Consider the following 17018-nt stretch of genomic DNA (forward strand, 5'->3'; position numbering starts at 1 on the left):
GTGGACTACCCCGCTCGACGAACTGGTTCAGCTGCCGGTCTGCGGCACGGCCGGCGGCGGTGTGACCTGTCGCCGGAACAGGATGCGCTGGTAGAGCCAGCCGATCGCGACCAGCACGACGCCGAGGCACATGAACGAGAGCGCGCGGTAGACGCCGGTCAGCGTCCACACGTCGACGGCGAAGGCCTTGAAGATCGTCAACGCGATGACGGCGGCGGAGGCCAGCCGCGCACGCTCCGAATTGACCAGGATGCCGACGCCGAGCAGCACCACGCCGAAGGCGAGCCAGCCGATCGAATAGGTGTATTGCTCTGCACTCGTGGTGCCGCCGTAGAGCAGGACCGGACCGTGATAGAAGCGGCGGATCTCCAGCGTCACATAGGCGAGCGCGAATACTAGGGCGCCACTGGCGATCGTGTTTGCGTATGCGACACGCCGATGCCCCGCCACCGCATAGGAGAGCAGCAGCATCAGCACGGCCGGCAATGCGTAGCCGAGCAGCAGCAGATTGAATACGAGTCCGCCGACATTGACGCTGGAGAGCAGCAGCGGGTTCTCCAGGATCAGGAGGCCGAACACGCTGATGAGGCCGGCGATTGCCGTCAGCACGACCGCGCCGACATCGTGCACGATGCTGTGGCTGCGCAGCCGCAGGCGCTCCAGGCCGATCGCCATGGCGAGCGTGACACAGACTTGCAGAGCGAACTCGAGCAGCGAGGGGGCTGCGGTCATGCGGCCGCCGGTTGCAAAGTGCCGGATCTCCATGAAGGCGAGCAGCGCGGTGAACAGGATCGCCGCGGTCTCGACCACGCGCAGCGGCGCGTCGTCGGCGCGGCGGCGCAGGAAGATGCTCGCGCCCCAGAACGAGGCGGCCGGCAGGCCATAGCCCCACAACAGCCAGTTGAAGATCGGCGTGGTGCCGACGGCATCGCCGACGATGCGCGGATCATAGACGATGCGCGCGGTGACGATCGCGGCGAAGACGGCAGCCAGCCGGCGCAGCACCGGAATCGGCCGCTGCAACGAGATCCAGGCGGTGCCGAGCGACATCAGCGCGAGCGCGATGGTGAGCCAGCCCTTCTCCAGGGCGAAGGTCAGCGCCAGCGCCAGCGCGCCGAGCGTACCGGTCGCGAACAGCGCGACCGAGGTGGCAACGCCGGGCCGCTCTTCGCGGCGCATCAGCGCTTCGGTCGCCGCGCCAAAGGCCGCAGCGAGCAGCACCGCGAGGATCGCGAACGGGATCGAGCGGTCGAGATGGGCAATGCGCGCGTAGAGCGCGACCAGGATGGCGATCGGCGTCGCGACGCCCGCCGCCGACCACACCACGGGAATGATCGCCGAGTTCGACCGGTCCTGCGCAAGGAAGCCCGTGACGCCGAACCCGGCGGCGAAGATCGCGGCCGTCACCAGATGCAGCGTCACCGCGCTGTCGGTCGCGACCGGGCCGACGCCGGGCATCGGACCGCCCGGCAGCACCAGCATGTCAGGGTTGGCACGCACCGCCCATTCGGCGAACACGATGAACACGGTCGCCGCGGCTGCGCCCAGCGCGCCGGTCGCCGCCGGTGCACGCCAGGCGACGAACAGCGTGCCGCCGACCAGGAGCGAGAACGCGATCAGCGCGAGATCCGCATGTGCGCTCGACAGCACGACCAGCATCGCGCCGAACAGATAGGCGCCGAGCGCGCCGGACGACACCGGCTCGATCTCGCCGTCCTCGATGGCGGGTCCGAACATGAAGCCGCAGACGACGAGCAGTGCGGCGAGCACGAAGCCGGCGATGGCGTGGAAGGCGTGCGGCGCGACCTGCACCTGTTCGGTCTCGAGACCCGGGAAGATCCAGAGCACCGCGAAGGCAATGGTCGTGACCGCAAGCCAGCGCCACAGCCTGATGCGGGCAAGGCCGAAACTCGCGGCCGTCACGACCGCAAGATAGATGTAGAGCGCCCAATAATCCGGCTTGCCGGAGGAGACGAGGATCGGGGTCACGAAGGCGCCGACGATTCCGAGCCCCGCGAGCGCGGGGCCGTGCAGGAGCGCTGCGGCCAGCGTTGCCATCGCAACGATGCCGAGCAGCACGAAGGCCGTCGCAGGCACGAGGAAGCCGTAGAGCGCGTAGGCGGCGTAGATGGTCGCGAACGCCACCGCCGTTCCGGCCGCGGTGAGGATCGCGGGGATGTTGGCGATCGGCAGCGCCGCGATGCTCGAGATGCTCTCCTTGCGTCGCGTCCATTCGCCGGCGCCGAGCAATGCAGCGGCGAACAGGCCGCCGAGGAACACGCGCACGCCGGGGCCGAGCAGGCCGGCCTCGATCGAATAGCGCACCATGAAGAAGCCGCCGAGCGCGAGCGCAAGCCCGCCGATCCACACCACCCAGCGGGTGCCGAGCTGCTCCTCGAAGCCGGGCGCTGCCTCCGGGACCGGAGGGGGCGCAGCGGCGGCCGTGCTCGGCTCGAGCGGGGGCGGTGAAATCTCTTCGGTGACGAGCGGAGGCGGCATCGTTTCGGCTTCCGGCGCCAGCGGCGGTGGCTCGGCGGCGGCAGTCGCAGTGGGGGCTTCGGCCTGCGCCTGCGCGGGCAGCAGCGGCGGCGGCTGCACCGGCCGCTGCGCGTAAAGCAGCTCTTCGAGCGCGTTGAGCTTGCGACGCAACTCGGTCGCCTGGCTGGACGCCTTGATCGCGATCAGGAAGGCGATGATCGCAATGATCAGCGCAAAGGCGTCAAAAGGGCCGTCGAACATGAAGCCTCCAGGTAACCGGCGGGCAGGGGCCGGTCCCGCGTATTAGGAACTTAATTTCTTGAGCACGCTCTTACCGGAGAACCGCTACGCACTTTGCGCTAACGCGGCCCTCCGGGTCCGGATCATGCTCTAGCGCCGGGAGCGTACGCGCAAGCCCGGCGCGGGCCGCTCCTGGAGCACCTCGCGGCGGAAGCGGTAGAGCGCCGCCGGCCGTCCGCCCGTCTGTGTCGACATCACCCCGGTCGGTTCGACCAGGGCTTCCATTTCGACCAGGCGGCGGAAATTTTGCTTGTGCAGGTGCCGGCCGGAGATCGCCTCCACCGTGTGCTGCAGTTCAGTAAGTGTGAACTCGGCGGGCAAAAGTTCAAAGACGACAGGACGATACTTCAGCTTTGCGCGCAGCCGCGCGATGGCCGTGGCGAGAATCCGGCGGTGGTCGAACCGCATCGAGGTCCCGAGCGGGGGAAGCGTCTTGCGCGCCAACGCCGCAGGGCGGCCGTCGCGGCGGGCCTCCTCGATCAGCCCGGCCTCGTACAGCAGCTCGTAGCGGTCGAGCACGCGCTCCTCGTCCCAGGGCGCGCCGTCCAGACCGAAATAGAAGCGCACGCGATCCTTCCGCGGCAGCGCGCGAATCGTCTCAGGTGTCTCCTCCTCGGCCCATTCGGTCAGGGCGGGAATGATGTCGCGGGCGATGATCGCCGGCGGCTGCTCGCGCCAGTCTTCCCAGGGGAAGAAGCGATACCAGGGTGCGAAGCTCGCCGCGTTAGCCGCGAGCTCGCCGCCCGCGGGGCGCGTCAGCGCGAGATAGCCGATCGACACGATATGGGCGGCGGTGTCGCCGGCCTCGGCATGACGGCCGCGGTCGCCGAAGGTGTAGAGCTGCTCGACATAGCCGAGCCGCAGCCCCGCCTGTCGCTCGACCCAGGCACGCAGGCCAATCTCGAACGTGCGATGGCTCACCGCGTCGAACGGACCGAACGGCAGGCCGGCGAAGCCGTCAGCACCGCGTGCGGTCAGGATCAGCGGCTCGTGGTTCTCAATCGCGACGATCGCGGCGGTCAGGCCGATCTCGATCGGCGTCAGCAGCGTCTCGCTCATGCGATGATGATCGGAGGTGTTGCGGAAAGAATATCTTCGGTGGTTGAACAGATATCGCTGCGGGCTCGCTGTAACCCCTCCCGCTTGCGGGAGAGGTCGGCGCGTAGCGCCGGGTGAGGGCTTTCTCCTCTAGGGGGGTGTCCCAATGCGGAGACACCCTCTCCCCAACCCTCTCCTGCAGGCGGGAGAGGGAGCGCAGTCCCGTCGCGGCTGCTATTCGACTCGCGCCTCATTCGAGCTCGATCGCGAAGGGGCGGCCTTCGACCATCATCGCGCCGGGGCCCATCTCGTCGAGCGCGCGCAGCATGCGGCCGTTGCGTCCGAGGGCACGATCGGCAAGGCCGACGATGCGCCGGTTGGGCGAGGCGATCGGTGAGGCCGCGCGAATCTTCCTGGCGATCTCGATCTCGTCGCGGTTGGGATTGAGCGCGCAAACGGCCGCGAACGCGCTCGCGGTGGAGCGGCTGATCCCGGCATAGCAATGCACCACCAGGGGGGCGCTGCGGTCCCAGCCGCGCACGAAGTTCAGCACCTGGTCGATATGCGTCTCCGACGGCGCGACGAAGCCGTCCATCTCCTCGGTGATGTCGTCCATCGACACCTTGAGATGGTTGGCCGGGAGCACCGACACCGGACGCGCCACCTGCTCGACATTGGCCATCACGGTCAGCACGTGACTGGCCTTGGTGAGGCGGACGGTCTCGGGAAGCGCGGCGAGGGAACAGACGTGGATCATGGCGAACCTTTTTGCCAAAGATTATAGCCGGTGTCGTAGGGTGGGCAAAGCGACATGTCCGCCGTAGCTCGAAGAGCGAAGGCGGAAGCGTGCCCACCATTCTTGCGCAACCGCGAGAAGTGGTGGGCACGGCGCGAGTGCGCCTTTGCCCACCCTACAAGACCTACGCAAACACGGCGCCAAACCGCTCCAGAAACTGCTTCTCGGCCCGCGCCGCGGTCCAGGGCGTCAGATAGTCGCGCCGGACGCTGTCGGAGAGACCCGGATCCTTGCCGAACAGGCGCCGCGCTTCGCTCGCGCTGAAGCCGGCAAGCTCGGTCGCTTCCAGATAAGCCGCGCCGCGATCGGCGGCCTTGATGGCCTGCGTGATGTCATCAGGCAAGACCGGCGGCAAGCCGAAGCGGATGTGGATGGCGCCGAGCAGCCGCTTCTCGACCGCCTTGTAATGACCGTCGAGCACGGCCTTGAACGGCGAGATCATGTCGCCGATCACATATTCCGGTGCATCATGCAGCAGGGCTGCGAGCCGGACGCGCTGGTCGACGCGGGGCATCTCGTGCCGCAGCACGGTCTCGACCAGCAGCGTATGCTGTGCGACCGAAAAGATGTGCGCGCCGACGGTCTGGCCGTTCCAGCGCGCCACCCGCGCCAGCCCGTGTGCGATGTCGCCGATCTCGATGTCGAGCGGGGAGGGATCGAGCAGGTCGAGCCGCCGGCCCGACAGCATGCGCTGCCAGGCGCGGATCTCCTCGTTGCGGGCCGCCTTCTTCGCCGTCATTTGGCCTTGAGGCGCGGCTTGCGCCGGGTCTTGCTGCAGGTCGCATGACAGTGGCAATCGACCAGGTGGTCGTTGACCATGCCGGTCGCCTGCATGAAGGCGTAGACGATCGTCGGACCGACGAATTTGAAGCCGCGCGAGGACAGCTCCTTGGAGATCTGCACCGACAGCGGCGTCGAGGCCGGCACGCTTGCCGTGGTCTTGAAGTGGTTGACCTTCGGCCGTCCGTCCATGAAGTCCCACAGCAGCTTCGAGAAGCCGGGGCCCTTCTCCATGATGTCGAGATACGACTTCGCGCTCAGGATCGTGCCTTCGATCTTGGCCTTGTTGCGCACGATGCCGGCATCGTTCATCAGCGCGTGCACCTTCTTCGCATCGTAGCGCGCGATCTTCTCCGGCTTGAAATCGTCGAAGGCTTTGCGGAAATTGTCGCGCTTGCGCAGGATCGTGATCCAGGACAGGCCGGCCTGGAAGCCGTCGAGGATCAGCTTTTCGTACAGCGCGCGGTCGTCATACTCAGGCACGCCCCATTCGGTGTCGTGATAGGCGACATAGAGCGGATCTTCGCCCGGCCAGGGACAGCGGGTTTTCCCGTCGGGATGCAGGCGGGGCGCGCGGCTCATGCGTTGGGCTGCTTCAGGGGGATACGGACGACATCAGGGTCGGCCAGCTTCAACGCGAGGCCGCCTGCGGTGAGCGGCTCACCGGCATCGAGCGCATCGGCGACGCGGTCGATGCGCACCAGCGCGATGCCCTTGCCGCCGGCCGTCGAGCCGATGGTGCCGACCGGCTTGTCGCCGGCGAGAATGGTCGCGCCGGCTTCGGGCGAGGCGTCCTCGAGCAGCACCTTCACGCTGCGCGTGCGCGCCGTGCCGCGATGCTGCATGCGCGAGACGACCTCCTGGCCGACATAGCAGCCTTTGTCGAAATCGACGCCGGCGAGGCGATCCATGTTGGTCTCGTGCGGGAACGCATCCCCGTACATGAAATCGAGCCCCCCGCGCGGCACGCCGAGCGCGATGCGGTGCGCCTCGTACTCGGCCGCATTGACCAGCTCGGCGCCGATGAGATCGGACAGTTTCTGCTTGAGATCGTCCGGGATCAGGATGCGATAGCCGAGCCCGTCTGCCCGCGGATCGGCGAAGGCGAGGTCGGGCTGCGCCGCCGGCTCGCCGTCCCACGCCGCGAGCACGCCGAGGTCGAGCTTGTCCACCGTGACCTTGGCGCGCAGCTTGTAGAATTTCAGCTTTGTGGCGAGGGTGTCCGCCAGCGCCCTGGGGCAGTCGATCAGGAACCCGCCGCCGTGACCGGCGGGCGCTTCCGTGATCAGGAAATCCACGATGATCTTGCCCTGCGGCGTCAGCAGTGCGCCGAATCGCCCCAGGCCAGGTTTCAGCCTGTCCAGGTCGGTGGTGACGAGGCCATTGAGGAAGTTGCGCGCGTCCTCACCCGCGACTTTGATCACGCCCCGGTCGGGAAGAAACGCCGATTTCATGCGAAAATCTCTTGCGACATGTTGCTCCGGAACGTAAGCCCGCAACGCATAAACGACAAGACCTCGAGCCGTGCGCCTTGAGGATGAGAGAGGCCCCATGACCCAGCGTTTCGATGTGATCCTCAAGGGCGGCACCGTGGTCAACCAGGACGGCGAGGGCGTGCGCGATATCGGCATCACGGGCGGCCGCATCGCCGAGCTCGGTCCGTTGTCGCAAGGCGCGGCCGCCGAGGTGATCGACTGCAAGGGTCTGCACATCCTGCCCGGCGTGATGGACACGCAGGTGCATTTCCGCGAGCCGGGGCTGACGCACAAGGAAGACCTCGAGACCGGCTCGCGGAGCGCCGTGATGGGCGGCGTCACCGCCGTGTTCGAGATGCCCAACACCTCGCCCTTGACCGTGACGGAGACCGAATTCACCGACAAGATGAAGCGGGCTAATCATCGCATGCATTGCGATTTCGCCTTCTTCATTGGCGGCACCCGCGAGAACGTCCAGGACCTGCCGGTGCTGGAGCGCGCGCCCGGCTGTGCCGGCGTCAAGGTGTTCATCGGCTCGTCAACCGGCGCGCTCTTGGTCGAGGACGACGAGAGCCTGCGCCGCATCTTCCAGGTGATCCGCCGCCGAGCGGCCTTCCACGCCGAGGACGAATACCGGCTCAACGAGCGTAAATCGCTGCGCATCGAGGGCGATGCGCGCTCGCATCCGGTCTGGCGCGACGAGACCGCGGCGCTGATGGCGACGCAGCGGCTGGTCAAGCTGGCGCACGAGACGGGAAAACGCATCCACGTGCTGCACATCTCGACCAAGGAGGAGATCGAGTTCCTGCGCGACCACAAGGACGTCGCCTCCTGCGAAGCGACGCCGCATCATCTGACGCTGGTCGCGCCGGAATGCTACGAGCGGCTCGGCACGCTGGCGCAGATGAACCCGCCGGTGCGCGGCGCCGATCATCGCGCCGGCATCTGGCGCGGCATCGAGCAGGGCATCATCGACGTGCTCGGCTCCGACCACGCCCCGCATACGCTGGAGGAGAAGCAGAAGACCTATCCGGCCTCGCCCTCCGGCATGACCGGCGTGCAGACGCTGGTGCCGCTGATGCTCGATCACGTCAATGCGGGACGCTTGTCGCTGGCGCGCTTCGTCGACCTCACCAGCGCCGGCCCCGCGCGCCTCTACAACATGGCCTGCAAGGGCCGCATCGCCGCCGGCTACGATGCCGACTTCACCATCGTCGACTTGAAGCGCAGCGAGACCATCACCAACAAGTGGGTGGCGTCCAAGGCCGGCTGGACGCCCTATGACGGCGTTCGCGTCACCGGCTGGCCGGTCGGCACGTTTGTGCGCGGCAAGCGCGTGATGTGGCAGGGCGAGCTGGTGACGCCCGCACAGGGCGAGCCGGTGCGGTTTCTGGAGACGCTGAAGCAGTAACCGATGTCTGGTGGGGACGCACAGCGCTTCCCCGCTCGTCATTGCGAGCGCAGCGAAGCAATGCAGGGTCCCTCCGCGGCGGCAGTCTGGATTGCTTCAAGGGCTCCTCGCAATGACGAGAGGAGAGGTTTACCCTTCCTCTCGAACGGGAGTGCAGCCTGATGTCCCAACCCGCCGCCCTCATCACCACCGAGCAACTCGCCGCCATCCTGGGCGATCCCAACCTTCGCATCTACGACTGCACGACGTACAACGAACCGGTCCCGGAAGGCAGCGATGTGCCGTACCGCGCGGTGCCCGGCGACAAGACATTCGCGGCCGGCCACATCCCCGGCGCCGATTTCCTCGACCTGCAAGGCGAGTTCTCCGACACCTCGTCGCAACACTTCTTCATGATGCCCGAAGTCGCCCAGCTGGAGGCTGCCTTCGGCCGCCACGGTCTCGATGCGGGCAAGACCATCGTGCTCTACAGCATCGGGACGATGATGTGGGCAACGCGGTTCTGGTGGATGCTGCGCGCGCTCGGCGTCGATGGCCGCGTGCTCGACGGCGGCTTCGACAAATGGCAGCAGGAGGGGCGGCCGGTCGAGACGGGCGCATCGAAGGGCTATCCAGCGACGACCTTCAGGGCGGCGCCGCGCCCAGGCCTCTTCGTCGACAAGGAAGCCGTGCTGGCGAAGATCGGCGATCCCTCGACCGTCATCGTCAACGCGCTCGGGCCGCAGTTTCACCGCGGCCTCGAGCCGAGCCGCTATGGCCGACCGGGCCGCGTTCCCGGCAGCGTCAACGTTCCCGCAGCCACGCTCGTGAATGCCGACAAGACGCTGACGAATCTTGCGGATGCGCAAGCGAAGTTCGCCGCCCAGGGCGTCACGCGCGACAGAGATGTGATTGTCTATTGCGGCGGCGGCATCTCGGCGACCATCGACCTCTTGCTGCTGACCCAGCTCGGCTACGACAAGCTGACGCTGTACGATGGTTCGATGGGCGAATGGGCGAGGGATCCCTCGCGGCCGATCGAGACCGACTGAGGCGCGCGTTCCCGGCTCTGTCGGGAACACCTCCCGGTCAGCGCGAGATTAATGCTTGTCCGCTTGAAGCGGCTTCCATGCGATAAGAGCGGCAGACTTCGCGACGCCTTTCGCCAAGTCATTCATCCGCAACTGGCCCCGCCCGCGTGGCGGGGTCATTTTCGGGGCAGCTTACTGCCTGGAGATGCCGACCGAGAATTCGCCGTTGCGGATGCGGCCGGGAAAGCCCTCGACGAATTTGGCGACCGCGTCCTCGCCATAGGTGCCGACGAGCTCGGCAAGCGCCGCGAACAGGCTCGCCTGCGCCAGGCAGTCGCCGTCGACGCCGTCGTGGCGCGCCTCGGCCCAGGCCTCGTTGAGATAGCTCAGGGCAGCCTGTTTCTGCTCGTGATCGGGCAGCGGCGCGCGGGCGGGGGCGTAGGAAATCGGCTGGCTCATGAAACTCGGTCAGGCTGGGGCGCGATCCACGGCGATGCGCTGTACGAGAGGTGTAGCACGGGCGTTAACGACCGCTAGGCCACATCTTTAAGAACGGTTAATGGCTGTGAACAAAGTCGATGACGGGGTTCCCGTCGACGTCAGTTCGCGTAACGCGCCGTGAGATCGCGCGAGATCTTCGAGCCTTCCTCGATGTAGCGGCGGATCGCCACCGTCGCGGCCGGCGTGCAGCTGCGATAGGTCTGCTGAAAACCGTTGTAGCCGCGGTTGAAGGCGGCGGTCATGCGGGTGCGGCGCTCCCCGGACGGGGTCTCGGCATCGATCAGCGCCTGCATCTCGTTACGCCATTTGTTGCCCTCGTTGGACCCGCAGATGCCGCGCAGATAGTGCAGCCCGCCGAGGATCTCGGCCAGCCGCTGCAATTCGCTGTCGAACGGCGCCGCCCCGTCCTGGGCCCTTGCAGGCCCGGAGGCGCAGGCGAGAATCAGGGCAAAAATGGCCAGAGATCGCATCGACATCGGCGGCTGTATGCCCCCTCGGGACGGCTGGCGCAAGGCGGGCCGTCAGGCCACAAGCAGCCGATGAGCGGACTGGATGACCTCCTCCAGCCCCCCGGTCAGCTTGAGGTCGCCGAGGCTTGCCAGGGCATCCGGCGCGATCCAGCGGTAATCGTCGAGCTCGTCGTTGAGCGCCGGCTCCCGGGCCGTCCAGCGGGCCGCAAAGGACATGATCAGGTAATGGCCGGCGCCGGCCGCGGCCGGCAGCACCTCGCGCCAGCCGGCGAGGCCAATGATCTCGATGCGAAGGCCGGTTTCCTCGTCGACCTCGCGGCTCAGCGCCTGGTGCAACGATTCGCCGAACTCGACCCGGCCGCCCGGCAGCGAATAGAAGCCCTTGGCGGGCGAGCGGGCGCGGCGGACCAGCAGCACCTTGCCGTCGCGGAAGATCGCCGCGCTGACCGCAAGCTGGGGGTGAGCTGGGTGGACGATTGCGGCCAATCGCGCCACCTATCGGGCCGAGTTCGCCATGATGGTGTCGACGTCGGCTTCCGCCCCGCCATTGATGATGCCGCCACAGGCCGCGATCAGCGGCTTGACCCAGAGGGCGGCCTGCTCGGCGAGGCGGACGCGGGTCGAGTCCTTCTCGACCTCGCGCATGGCCGACCCGACCGCGGTCAGGATCGAGGTCATGGTATCCGTGATGTGGTCGAACTGGGCACGCAGGTTGGGATCGGCTTTCTCATAGGCTTCGATCGCCAAATCCCGCGCCTTGAAATTCGACGCCGTGAAATGCTCGGCATAGGACAGCGGCGTCCAGGTCAGGAAGTCTTCGGCGCATTCCGGCATGTCGGGCACCATTTCGAGCAGCATCACGGCTTCATTGAAATGGTTGAGATAGTCGGTGGCAAGCCCGGTCCGCGGGTTGATGTTGGCCACGCGCAGCCGTTCGGCCCAGGCGGTCGCCTCAGGGCCCGTCTGTACATGCGTCCGCGCGGGTTGGGTGGCCGTTGAGCTCATCTGCCGCAGTGTTAACGTTCGGGGTTAAAAGGACCTGAACGGACCCTATATAGGTTCCCAAGGATGTGTGGACGCTTCGTCATAACTTCGGCCCCCGCGGCTTTGCGGCAACTGTTCGGCTATGTCGAGCAGCCGAATTTCCCGCCCCGGTACAATGTCGCCCCGACGCAACCGATTCCGGTCGTATGGATCGAGAACGGCGCGCGCCATTTCCGCCTGATGCGCTGGGGCCTGCTGCCGAGCTGGGTCAATGATCCCCGCGGCTTCACGCTCCTGATCAACGCCCGCTCCGAGACGGTACTCGAGAAACCCGCCTTCAAGAATGCGATTCGCCGCCGACGCGGCCTGATCCCGGCCGACGGCTATTACGAGTGGAAGACGGAAGCCGGCCGCAAGCAGCCCTTCTTCATCCACCGCGCCGACGGTGAGCCGCTCGGCTTTGCCGCTGTGTTCGAGACCTGGGTCGGGCCGAACGGCGAGGAGCTCGACACGGTCGCGATCGTCACCGCCGCGGCGGGCGAGGATCTCGCCGCGCTGCATGACCGCGTGCCCGTCACCATCAGCCCGCGCGACTTCGAGCGCTGGCTCGACAGCAAAGGCGACGAGGTCGATGCGATCCTGCCGCTGATGAGGCCCCCGCGCCTCGGCGATTTCGCCTGGCACCCGGTCTCCACCCGCGTCAATCGCGTCGCCAATGACGACGAGCAGCTCGTGCTGCCGATCAGCGCGGAAGAGATCGAGGCGGAGGCCGAGGCGGCGAAGCCGAAGAAGGCCGCGCGGAAGACTGCCGCGGGCCCGGCGGATGACGGGCAGGGATCGTTGTTCTAGGTGGCAGCGGAGTTCTAAACGATCTCTCTCGCCCGCAACCCCGCGATCTCCGCCGCATCGAATCCCAATTCGCCCAGCACCGCATCCGTATCCGCGCCGAGCTCCGGCGCCATGCGATCCAGCCGGCCGCCGCCATGGGCGAGCTTGAAGCCGCTGCCGGCAAAGCGCAGGCGGCCGTATTGCGTGTCCAGCTTCTGGATCGCACCGCGCGCCTTCACTTGCGGATGGTCGATGACTTCCTCGATCTTCCAGATGCTGGCGCAGGGCGCCCCGGCATCCTCCAGAATCGTCTCCCATTCGCGTGCCGGCCGTGTCGCCAGCGCTTGCTCGATGATGGCGCGGAGCGCGCCCTCGTTCTCGTTGCGCGAGAACCAGTCGGCAAAGCGGGGATCTGACAGCGTATCCTCGCGGTCGAGCGCAGCCATCAGCGCGCGGTACTGCTTCTCGTTGTTGACGGCGAGCAGGATATGGCCGTCGCCGCATTTGAACAGGTTTGCTGTAGTCCTGCGGCTCACCGCCTGATTGCCCGACAATTGTTGCCGATGGCCGGCCACCGACCAGTCCGCGATCTGGCCCGAGAGAAACGCCAGCGTCGCCTCCAGCATCGAGACGTCGACAAACTGCCCCTTGCCGGTGCGGTCGCGCTGGTACAGCGCGCTCGACACACCGAACGCGGCCGTGGCGCCCGACAGCACGTCGCACACCGCAAAGCCCGCGCGCGTCGGCCCCGTTTCGGGATGGCCGGTGATCGCCATGATGCCTGACAGCGCCTGCATCTTGCCGTCATAGCCGGGGCGCAGGCGGTCCGGGCCGGTCTGGCCGAAGCCCGAGACCGCGCAATAGATCAACTTCGGATTGATCGCGGACAGGGCCTCGTAACCGATGCCGAGCTTGTCCATCACGCCGGGGCGGAAATTCTCCATGACGACGTCGACGCGGCCTGCGAGCTTCTTCACGATCGCGATCGCCTCGGGCTTCTGCAAATCCAGCGTCAGGCTGCGCTTGTTGCCGTTGACGGCCTGGAACGCCGGCGCAAGGCCGCGCTCGGCCCATTCGCGGGAGAGCGGCGTGCGGCGCATGTCCTCGCCCTCGCGCCGCTCGACCTTGACGACGTCGGCACCCAGCAGAGCGAGCTGATAGCTCGCATAGGGGCCGGCCAGCACTTGCGTGAAGTCCAGGATCTTCACGCCCTCGAACGGTCGCGTCACCTCGCTCTCCCTCGGCTTATCGTTGTTGGAGAACGTCAGGCGGCGCGGTTGCCGCGCGCGATCTCCTTCTGCTTGTCGAACTCGGCGCGGCGGCGCGCCAGCTCTTCAGGGCTCAGCTGCGCGACATTGTTGTAGTCGAGCTTCCACGAGGCGTCCTCGCTCCAGCGCAGCGGCGACTGCATCGTGGTCTGCGGGCCGCTCGCGGTTTCCAGCAGCCGGAGCGCGAGCTCGAGCGTCTGGGCCTGCGAGGCGATGTCGTGCGGCTTGCCGGCGGAATTGCCGAGCGGGAAATCAGAGAACAGGAAGCGCGGCACCGCGGCGTGCTCGACGATGTCCTTGGCACAGCCCATGATGACGGTCGGAATGCCGTTGCGCTCCAGGTGCCGCGCCACCAGCGCCGTCGTCTGGTGGCAGACCGGGCAGTTCGGCACCAGCACGGCGACGTCGACCTTGTCGGCGAGGCAGCGCGCCAGGATCTCCGGCGCGTCGGTATCCAGCGTGACACGATGGCTGCGGTTGGTCGGCGCGCCGAAGAAGCGCGGCGCGACTTCGCCGATCCGCCCCGCAGCGGAGGCCTTCAACAGCTGCGGCAGCGGAAACCATGTGCCGCTGTCGGTGGCCGAGGTGTGCTTGCGGTCGTAGCCGATGTGCGAGATGCGCAGATCGTGCTCCTTCGACGTGTCGCCGTCATAGACCTGGTAGAACTTCGCAGCTCCATTATACGCCGCGCCCGGCCCCTGGTCGCCCTTGGCCGGATCGTAGGGCGCCGCGGTGGTGATGATGGTGACGCGCGATTGCGACAACGGTTTCTTCAGCGGCTGGAACGGCGCTGAGGTGTAATGCGCCCAGCGATACGGCGTGGTGTAGCCGATCGCTGCGTAATATTCGCGTGTGCGCTGCATGTAGGGAACGGGGGAATCGTAGTCGGGGGCAAAGCCGAATTCGTCCTCGCGCGGAGCAGACATGGCGCGTCTCCTGTTTCTTGGTTGAGGCCAGACTAGAGATAGTTTTGGCGTTGCTCAACGGGGGAGGGAGGATGCATGTCAGAATTGCAGACGAGGACGGAGCGGCGTCTCTTACCCTCCCCTGGAGGGGGAGGGTCGGCTCACATTGAGCGAAGCGAAATGTGAGACGGGGTGGGGTGACAGTCTCTCCACGTCCGATACTGCCCGAGAGGAGAGATCACCCCACCCCGCTCGCGCTGCGCGCGATCGACCCTCCCCCTCCAGGGGAGGGTAAGCACGTCACCTGAACACGTGCAGCGCCGCGTATTGCAGCAGCATGATCGCCTTGGCGTCGATGATGCGGCCGTCGGCGATCATCGCCATCGCCTCGTCGATGGACAGCTCCAGCACCTCGATGTCTTCGCCCTCGTGCTCGAGGCCGCCGCCGTCGCTCACCCGCATCTCGGGCTCGTATTCGGCGATGAAGAAATGCAGCTTCTCGGTGATGGCGCCGGGGCTCATGAAGGCCTCGAACACCTTGTGGACGTGGTGCAGGCGATAGCCGGTCTCTTCCTCCGCCTCGGCGCGGATGCGCTCCTCGGGCTCGGCGTTGTCGAGCACGCCGGCGGCGGCCTCGATCAAGAGGTCGTCGTAACCGCGGATAAAGGCCGGCAGACGGAACTGTCGCACCAGGACCACGGTCCGCCGCGCGAGATTGTACGGCAGCACGGCGGCGGCATTGTCGCGCTCATAGGTCTCGCGGCGCTGGGTCTGCCACTCGCCACTGGCGCGCCGGTACTCGAACGTCGTGGTCTTCAGCGTGGTCCAGCCGTCCGAGAGCACGCGGACGTCCTTGATGCGGACGCGGTCGGAAATGGTCATGGCTGGATCTCAATTGCTTGGCGTGGTGGCGCGGCCATCGAGCCACTTCTGGAACATCACGGAGGTCGAGAGCTCGAAGCCCAGCGAGCCGTAGAACGCGTTGGCCTGCGCGTTCTCGCGGCGGACCAGGAGCTGCAGCTTCGAAATCCCGGCCGCACGCAGCCAGTCCTCGGCCGCCGCCATGATCACCCGGCCAAAGCCGCGCTTCTGGCAATCAGGATCGACGGCGACGTAATAGACCCAGCCGCGATGGCCGTCGTGGCCGACCATCACGGTGGCGACAATCGCGCCATTGTCGCGGCCGACCAGCACGGTGGAATTATCGCGCCGGCGCGCCAGGGCGATGTCGGCGTGCGGATCGTTCCAGGGGCGCGTCAGGCCGCAGCGTTGCCACAGCGCGACGACGCCCTCGACGTCGGCATCATTGATCGCGGAGATCACAAGGGACGCGCTCACAGCACCTTCCCCGGATTCATGATGCCGAGCGGATCGATCATCGCCTTGATGGACCGCATCAGCTCGATCGCGGTCTTGTCCTTCACTTGCGGAAGCTCGTCGCGCTTGAGCACGCCGATGCCGTGCTCGGCCGAGATCGAGCCGCCCATGCGCAGCACGATCTCGAACACCACCGCGTTCACATCATGCCAGCGCGCGAGGAAATCGGCGGTGTCGGCGCCGATCGGCTGGCTGACGTTGTAATGCAGATTGCCGTCGCCGAGATGGCCGAACGGCACCGGCCGGGCGCCGGGGATCAGCTTCACCACCGCGGCATCGGCCTCGGCGATGAAGTCGGGCACGGCCGCAACCGGGACTGAGATGTCGTGCTTGATCGAGCCGCCTTCCGGCTTCTGCGCCGCCGACATCTCGTCGCGCAGCTTCCAGAACGCACCGCGCTGGGCGAGGCTCGCCGCGATCACGGCGTCGTCGACGATCTCCTCCTCCATGGCACGGGTGAGGATCGTCTCCAGCGGCGTGCGGGCATCCTCACTCGGCGATGACAATTCCATCAGCACGTACCAGAGATGCTTCTCGCTAAGCGGATCGCGCACGTCGATGCCGTGGCGCACCGAGAAATCCACCGCCAGCTCCGACAGCAGCTCGAAGCTCGTCAGCGCGTTGGCGGCTTCGCCTTGCGCGATGGTGAGCAGCCTCAAGGCCGCCGCCGGCGATTTCAGCCCGACGAAGGCGGTCTCGACCGCCCGCGGCTTCGGAAACAGCTTCAGCGTCGCCGCGGTGATGATGCCGAGCGTACCTTCGGCGCCGATGAAGAGATTGTGCAGATTGTAGCCGGTGTTGTCCTTCTTCAGCTTCGACAGCGAATTGAGCACGCGCCCGTCGGCGAGCACCACTTCGAGGCCCAGCGCCATCTCGCGCGCGACGCCATAGGCGAGCGCCGCGGTGCCGCCGGCATTGGTCGAGAGATTGCCGCCGATGGTGCAGCTGCCTTCGGCCCCTAACGACAGCGGAAACAGCCGGTCGACCTCGGAAGCCCTGGCTTGCGCGATCTGCAGCACCACGCCGGCCTCACACGTCATGGTATTGGAGGCGGTGTCGACTTCGCGGATCTTGTCGAGCCGGCGCAGCGACACCACCACCTCGCCATTGTGCGGCGTCTGGCCGCCGACCAGCCCGGTGTTGCCGCCCTGCGGCACCAGCGCGATGTTGTGCGCAGAGGCGAGCTTGCAGATTGCGGAGACCTCCGCGGTCGAACCCGGGCGCAGCACCAGCGGCGAGCGGCCGTGGAACAGATTGCGCTCCTCGGTGACGTAAGGCTCGATATCGCTGGGGTCGGTGATCGCGTGGCGGTCGCCGACGATCTTGCGGAATTGCTCGATCAATTCGGGCGCAAGCGGCGGGGTGGCAGGCTTGTTGATGTTCATCTCCTCGTCTCT

Annotated in this window: 18 protein-coding genes; 3 read left to right on the forward strand and 15 right to left on the reverse strand. The window is 66.8% G+C overall.

Going from position 1 to position 17018, the window contains the following annotated elements:
* Positions 1-27 precede the first annotated feature (27 nt).
* The 6 genes from BDOA9_RS13935 to ygfZ form a co-directional block, all read right to left on the reverse strand.
* On the reverse strand, positions 28-2739 hold the full coding sequence (locus BDOA9_RS13935; protein ID WP_025034556.1) for a DUF2339 domain-containing protein: 2712 nt from the start codon (positions 2737-2739) through the stop codon (positions 28-30).
* A gap of 129 nt (positions 2740-2868) precedes the next feature.
* The gene (locus tag BDOA9_RS13940) at positions 2869-3837 is read right to left on the reverse strand and encodes an NUDIX hydrolase (RefSeq protein WP_025034557.1); all 969 of its coding nucleotides are present in this window, start codon (positions 3835-3837) and stop codon (positions 2869-2871) included.
* A gap of 229 nt (positions 3838-4066) precedes the next feature.
* On the reverse strand, positions 4067-4573 hold the full coding sequence (locus BDOA9_RS13945; RefSeq protein WP_025034558.1) for a tyrosine phosphatase family protein: 507 nt from the start codon (positions 4571-4573) through the stop codon (positions 4067-4069).
* Positions 4574-4736: 163 nt separating this feature from the next.
* Positions 4737-5351, reverse strand: a complete 615-nt coding sequence (locus BDOA9_RS13950; protein WP_025034559.1) for a YfbR-like 5'-deoxynucleotidase — start codon at positions 5349-5351, stop codon at positions 4737-4739.
* Entirely contained in the window at positions 5348-5974 is a 627-nt protein-coding gene (locus BDOA9_RS13955; RefSeq protein WP_025034560.1) for a DNA-3-methyladenine glycosylase I, read from the reverse strand. The genes BDOA9_RS13950 and BDOA9_RS13955 overlap by 4 nt, the downstream gene beginning before the upstream one ends.
* Positions 5971-6846, reverse strand: coding sequence for a CAF17-like 4Fe-4S cluster assembly/insertion protein YgfZ (ygfZ, locus tag BDOA9_RS13960; protein ID WP_025034561.1), 876 nt, complete (start codon positions 6844-6846; stop codon positions 5971-5973). Before ygfZ ends, BDOA9_RS13955 begins: the two co-directional genes overlap by 4 nt.
* A 97-nt stretch (positions 6847-6943) precedes the next feature.
* Between ygfZ and BDOA9_RS13965 the strand changes: the two genes are divergently transcribed.
* Together BDOA9_RS13965 and BDOA9_RS13970 are read left to right on the forward strand one after the other, a co-directional pair.
* Positions 6944-8278 (forward strand): dihydroorotase, encoded by a 1335-nt coding sequence (locus BDOA9_RS13965; protein ID WP_025034562.1) that lies wholly within the window; start codon positions 6944-6946, stop codon positions 8276-8278.
* A 161-nt stretch (positions 8279-8439) separates the two neighbouring features.
* The gene (locus BDOA9_RS13970; protein WP_025034563.1) at positions 8440-9309 is read left to right on the forward strand and encodes a sulfurtransferase; all 870 of its coding nucleotides are present in this window, start codon (positions 8440-8442) and stop codon (positions 9307-9309) included.
* 171 nt (positions 9310-9480) lie between these two features.
* Here BDOA9_RS13970 and BDOA9_RS13975 read toward each other — a convergent pair whose 3' ends face one another.
* The 4 genes from BDOA9_RS13975 to BDOA9_RS13990 all read right to left on the reverse strand — a co-directional run bounded on the left by BDOA9_RS13975 (position 9481) and on the right by BDOA9_RS13990 (position 11264).
* The gene (locus tag BDOA9_RS13975; RefSeq protein WP_025034564.1) at positions 9481-9747 is read right to left on the reverse strand and encodes a hypothetical protein; all 267 of its coding nucleotides are present in this window, start codon (positions 9745-9747) and stop codon (positions 9481-9483) included.
* Positions 9748-9887: 140 nt separating this feature from the next.
* The gene (locus BDOA9_RS13980; protein WP_025034565.1) at positions 9888-10265 is read right to left on the reverse strand and encodes a TIGR02301 family protein; all 378 of its coding nucleotides are present in this window, start codon (positions 10263-10265) and stop codon (positions 9888-9890) included.
* Between the two features lie 45 nt (positions 10266-10310).
* The gene (locus BDOA9_RS13985) at positions 10311-10745 is read right to left on the reverse strand and encodes an NUDIX hydrolase (protein ID WP_025034566.1); all 435 of its coding nucleotides are present in this window, start codon (positions 10743-10745) and stop codon (positions 10311-10313) included.
* A 9-nt stretch (positions 10746-10754) separates the two neighbouring features.
* On the reverse strand, positions 10755-11264 hold the full coding sequence (locus tag BDOA9_RS13990) for a hypothetical protein (RefSeq protein ID WP_025034567.1): 510 nt from the start codon (positions 11262-11264) through the stop codon (positions 10755-10757).
* Positions 11265-11327: 63 nt separating this feature from the next.
* Here BDOA9_RS13990 and BDOA9_RS13995 point away from each other — a divergent pair, with 63 nt between their 5' ends.
* Positions 11328-12092, forward strand: a complete 765-nt coding sequence (locus tag BDOA9_RS13995) for an SOS response-associated peptidase (RefSeq protein WP_025034568.1) — start codon at positions 11328-11330, stop codon at positions 12090-12092.
* A 14-nt stretch (positions 12093-12106) separates the two neighbouring features.
* Here BDOA9_RS13995 and BDOA9_RS14000 read toward each other — a convergent pair whose 3' ends face one another.
* From BDOA9_RS14000 to BDOA9_RS14020, 5 genes are all read right to left on the reverse strand, one after another.
* Positions 12107-13300, reverse strand: a complete 1194-nt coding sequence (locus BDOA9_RS14000; RefSeq protein WP_025034569.1) for a CaiB/BaiF CoA transferase family protein — start codon at positions 13298-13300, stop codon at positions 12107-12109.
* 35 nt (positions 13301-13335) lie between these two features.
* On the reverse strand, positions 13336-14265 hold the full coding sequence (locus tag BDOA9_RS14005; RefSeq protein ID WP_025034570.1) for a glycine reductase: 930 nt from the start codon (positions 14263-14265) through the stop codon (positions 13336-13338).
* 279 nt (positions 14266-14544) lie between these two features.
* Positions 14545-15126, reverse strand: a complete 582-nt coding sequence (locus tag BDOA9_RS14010) for an NUDIX domain-containing protein (protein ID WP_025034571.1) — start codon at positions 15124-15126, stop codon at positions 14545-14547.
* Between the two features lie 9 nt (positions 15127-15135).
* Positions 15136-15582 (reverse strand): GNAT family acetyltransferase, encoded by a 447-nt coding sequence (locus BDOA9_RS14015; RefSeq protein ID WP_025034572.1) that lies wholly within the window; start codon positions 15580-15582, stop codon positions 15136-15138.
* Positions 15579-17006: an FAD-binding oxidoreductase gene (locus tag BDOA9_RS14020; RefSeq protein WP_025034573.1), complete on the reverse strand. Its 1428-nt coding sequence runs from the start codon at positions 17004-17006 to the stop codon at positions 15579-15581. Before BDOA9_RS14020 ends, BDOA9_RS14015 begins: the two co-directional genes overlap by 4 nt.
* Between the last annotated feature and the right edge of the window lie 12 nt (positions 17007-17018).

Source organism: Bradyrhizobium sp. DOA9, assembly GCF_000617845.2.
GTDB lineage: Bacteria > Pseudomonadota > Alphaproteobacteria > Rhizobiales > Xanthobacteraceae > Bradyrhizobium.